This window comes from Paenibacillus caui (assembly GCF_019904135.1).
Classification (GTDB): Bacteria; Bacillota; Bacilli; order Paenibacillales; family Paenibacillaceae; genus Fontibacillus; species Fontibacillus caui.
Genome location: NZ_JAIOGQ010000069.1, coordinates 1 through 2,985, shown reverse-complemented (window position 1 = coordinate 2,985; position 2,985 = coordinate 1). Strand labels below are relative to the sequence as shown.

The following is a 2,985-nucleotide window of genomic DNA, read 5'->3' as shown; positions in this document are numbered from 1 at the left end:
CTTGAACAACTCTATTATAACGTTCGCATCAGGTGGTTTTTTGCTATAAGCCTGGACTACACCACCCGCATAGCGGGTGGATTTTTGTTTCGCACGCTTCGCGAGCTCAACTGGCTTAAGCCACTATTTAAAAAGGCCTCCAGCCGGAGACCTTTTTTGTCTGGATATTGAACTTATTTGGCGACGATCTCTGCGGCTGCTTCTTTCTCGTCCACGATGTCATCTTCGGTATCTTCGGAAGAGACCACTGCCTCTTCTTTATCGGCTTCCGTTTCCTTGACGAAACGCGATTGGACATCACGAATAAGGCCTTCCGTTGCATCCTTGAAGCGGGAGTAGAGCTCAGCGCTGTGCTCTCCCAATTTCTCAGCGGCCACATGTGTTTTTTCAGCGGCTGTACGGGCGCCTTCGGCAATATCCTTACGCAGCTCCTTGCCCGGCTTTGGCGCAAACAACAGCGCAGTTACCGATCCGGCTACGGCTCCGATCACAGTACCCCACAAAAAGCTTTTACTTGGTTTGCCCATGATTCATCTCTCCTTATTGGCGTCGCCTTCCGTTTCCGGGCGAATGCCTAATGTTTAATTCATTATAAGCAGGTTGGGCTTGTCAGGTCACAAATAAAATCAAATTTTTAACGGGCAAGTTCACGATCCAGATATTCCTGCACCTGCTTTGCAAATCGGGCCAGAGCCGAGGACAATCCCGCAATCGAAGCCGTGCCGCTTGCTGTCTGCAAGTAGTAATCCTGCACGAGCGGTTTGCGCAGGCGAACAAGCGCTTTCAGCACAGGGAACAGTTCTTCATCGATTACCTTTTCCTCGTGAATAATATCAATGATATCCTCATAGCTGCTCGGATCTCTCATGATAAAGCCGTCAATCAGGCAGCTTCCCACATCGGTGACCGCTTCAAGGGCGAGATGCAAGGCCCTTTCCTTCGCAAACCGGCACAGCAGATCATCCGGATCGCCTTGCGAAGCCTTGTCCAGCACCTCGATCATATCCGGCAGAACGCTCAGCCTCAGATCGATTTGTTCCCGGTTCACATAATACACAGACGGCTCCCCCTTATATCCTGTATCACCCGATTAAAATTCGTAATCAACGACAGTTTGGGATTCCCGTGCCTCCGTCATGTGTTCAATCACTTTCTTATGTTCGGGATGCACCTGATACCCTTGCAGGTCTTCAAGCGAACGGAAGGTTGCTTCCAGTGAAATGTCATAGGAACGCGGAGTATCGACGATATTTTTACCAATATGAAAATCAACAAGCTGCTCCACTTTGCCTTCCATCGCTTTCAGTACAGCCATTGTTCTCTCCACGCTCGACGGCGAATTATCTTTTAGCTTAAACAATACGATATGTTTGATCATGTTTACCGCTTCCTTTTCTCATAATGTGGACCTTTCTATTTTCAAAATATAACATACCCCTTTAACAGCTTGCTATAATAATCGTGCATTCATGGGCGCCCGGACTGCCCTTCGTTCTGGCCGGAGAGCATTTTGCCGGGGCTGTTGCCTTTTAAACCCGTGAACGCGTACAGCGCCAAATATGTCAATGCTGTCAAGGCAAACATTCTGCCGCAAAAAGAGATGGCATGCGCAAGCTGCGCAGCATCCGTTGCCAGACCCAGCAAATCCCTTGCCATCATCGCTGGGCTGGTCAGAATATCCCAGCTGTTCCAGCGGACAAATCTGCCCATATAAATGCCAAAGCTGCTGAGGGCAAGTATGGCGAGCGCAAACATCCAGCCCGCCAGACGCCCGAGGGAGCGGCTTACGAGCTGATGAACGGAGTGCAGTGAAAATGCCCCAAGCAAAAGCCCCAGAACGGAAGTCAGCAGCAGGGCCAGGAGATGATTCCAGAACGGGAGCTCCTGCCAAAACCGAGAGCGTTGGTCAAACTGATAATTGGCGAACATATGCAGCAGATCGGTAACGAGATACGCCGCATTAGGATAGAACCCGAGCCATAAGGCTCCGAAGACCAGTATCATGATCTTCCGGAGAGGAGCGCTCCGAAGCAGAAAGGCTCCATCCAGGCCAAGCATGAACAGGACCGGCAGCCAAGCCAGAAAAACATTCCAGAACATAAACATATAAGGACGCCGTCCTGACAAAAGCTGCAGGTCGAACACCAGCTTGAGGCCGGCAGCCGTCAGAAGGCCCAGTGCGAGCAGAGCATAGCATTTTGCAGGATAATTCAGTTCCGCCAATCGCTTCATAACAGCCTCCTTAAGCAGTATTGCACGTTTATACTATCATAACGGCTGACACTGACGATTAGTTTCGAAGGACTCAGGTTCCCTTCCTTGAAGCAGATTTCAAACTCCTGTTTGGCGGGGACTCGCGCTCAGATGCTCGTGAATCAGCTTCCGGGATCCGTCGTCTTCTTTCGCAAAAACATTCGTGCCTCTGCCGCTTCCGGATACGAAGGTGCCGGAGACATATCCTTCCCAATGGTAAGTGTACAAGCAAACGGCACTGTGCTCATTCTCCGCAATCCATACTACATCGCTTATGGAATATAGCTCATTATCAACGGTGCGCCAGGCCTGTTCGAAATAATCGCGGATTTCCGGCAAGGTGGCGCAGGTCTTATCCGAGAACCAGTAAACCGCCCGGGGGCTAAGCAGCTTTTCCACCTGGTCAAAATGATGAGTATTCGTTGCTGCTATGTATTGTTCCAGCAAGGCATTCCAGTCCAAAACAACATCTTCCTTTCCCATGGCTAGAGTAAAGGGCAGAAAGTTCTGCCCCTCCTCATCAAACCGTACGTGAGGTTTTCCCTCATACGGCTTTCCGATGTTCGTCATTCATGTGCATGCAGATCACAAGAGCGTCTTTAGTCCGAGCTGGTTGGTCATGAACTTTACTTCGGCAAACGAGCTCATCCACTTCTTTCGCTGTCTCTTCTTGGCATACCATCGGGTCAGTCTTTGCAGGATGTACCAATCCAGTTTGGCCAGCTTTCCCTG

General features: G+C 50.2%; 5 protein-coding genes. All 5 read right to left on the bottom strand.

Annotation, left to right across the window (positions count from 1 at the left end; all coding sequences use genetic code 11):
• Positions 1-173: 173 nt before the first annotated feature.
• On the bottom strand, positions 174-527 hold the full coding sequence (locus tag K7397_RS21085) for a YtxH domain-containing protein (protein WP_223070541.1): 354 nt from the start codon (positions 525-527) through the stop codon (positions 174-176).
• 107 nt (positions 528-634) lie between these two features.
• Entirely contained in the window at positions 635-1,057 is a 423-nt protein-coding gene (locus tag K7397_RS21080; RefSeq protein ID WP_223070540.1) for a DUF86 domain-containing protein, read from the bottom strand.
• Positions 1,058-1,090: 33 nt separating this feature from the next.
• Positions 1,091-1,378, bottom strand: coding sequence for a Dabb family protein (locus tag K7397_RS21075; protein ID WP_223070539.1), 288 nt, complete (start codon positions 1,376-1,378; stop codon positions 1,091-1,093).
• 89 nt (positions 1,379-1,467) lie between these two features.
• Positions 1,468-2,232 carry a DUF1361 domain-containing protein gene (locus K7397_RS21070; RefSeq protein WP_223070538.1) on the bottom strand — a complete coding sequence of 255 codons (765 nt, stop codon included), beginning with the start codon at positions 2,230-2,232 and terminating at the stop codon, positions 1,468-1,470.
• Between the two features lie 99 nt (positions 2,233-2,331).
• Entirely contained in the window at positions 2,332-2,736 is a 405-nt protein-coding gene (locus K7397_RS21065) for a YybH family protein (RefSeq protein WP_223070542.1), read from the bottom strand.
• Positions 2,737-2,985 lie beyond the last annotated feature (249 nt).

Coding starts and splice junctions, on each gene's coding strand:
- K7397_RS21085 (WP_223070541.1), bottom strand. CDS start 527: ATGGGCAAACCAAGTAAAAGCTTTTTGTGGGGTACTGTGATCGGAGCC.
- K7397_RS21075 (WP_223070539.1), bottom strand. CDS start 1,378: ATGATCAAACATATCGTATTGTTTAAGCTAAAAGATAATTCGCCGTCG.
- K7397_RS21070 (WP_223070538.1), bottom strand. CDS start 2,232: ATGAAGCGATTGGCGGAACTGAATTATCCTGCAAAATGCTATGCTCTG.
- K7397_RS21065 (WP_223070542.1), bottom strand. CDS start 2,736: ATGGGAAAGGAAGATGTTGTTTTGGACTGGAATGCCTTGCTGGAACAA.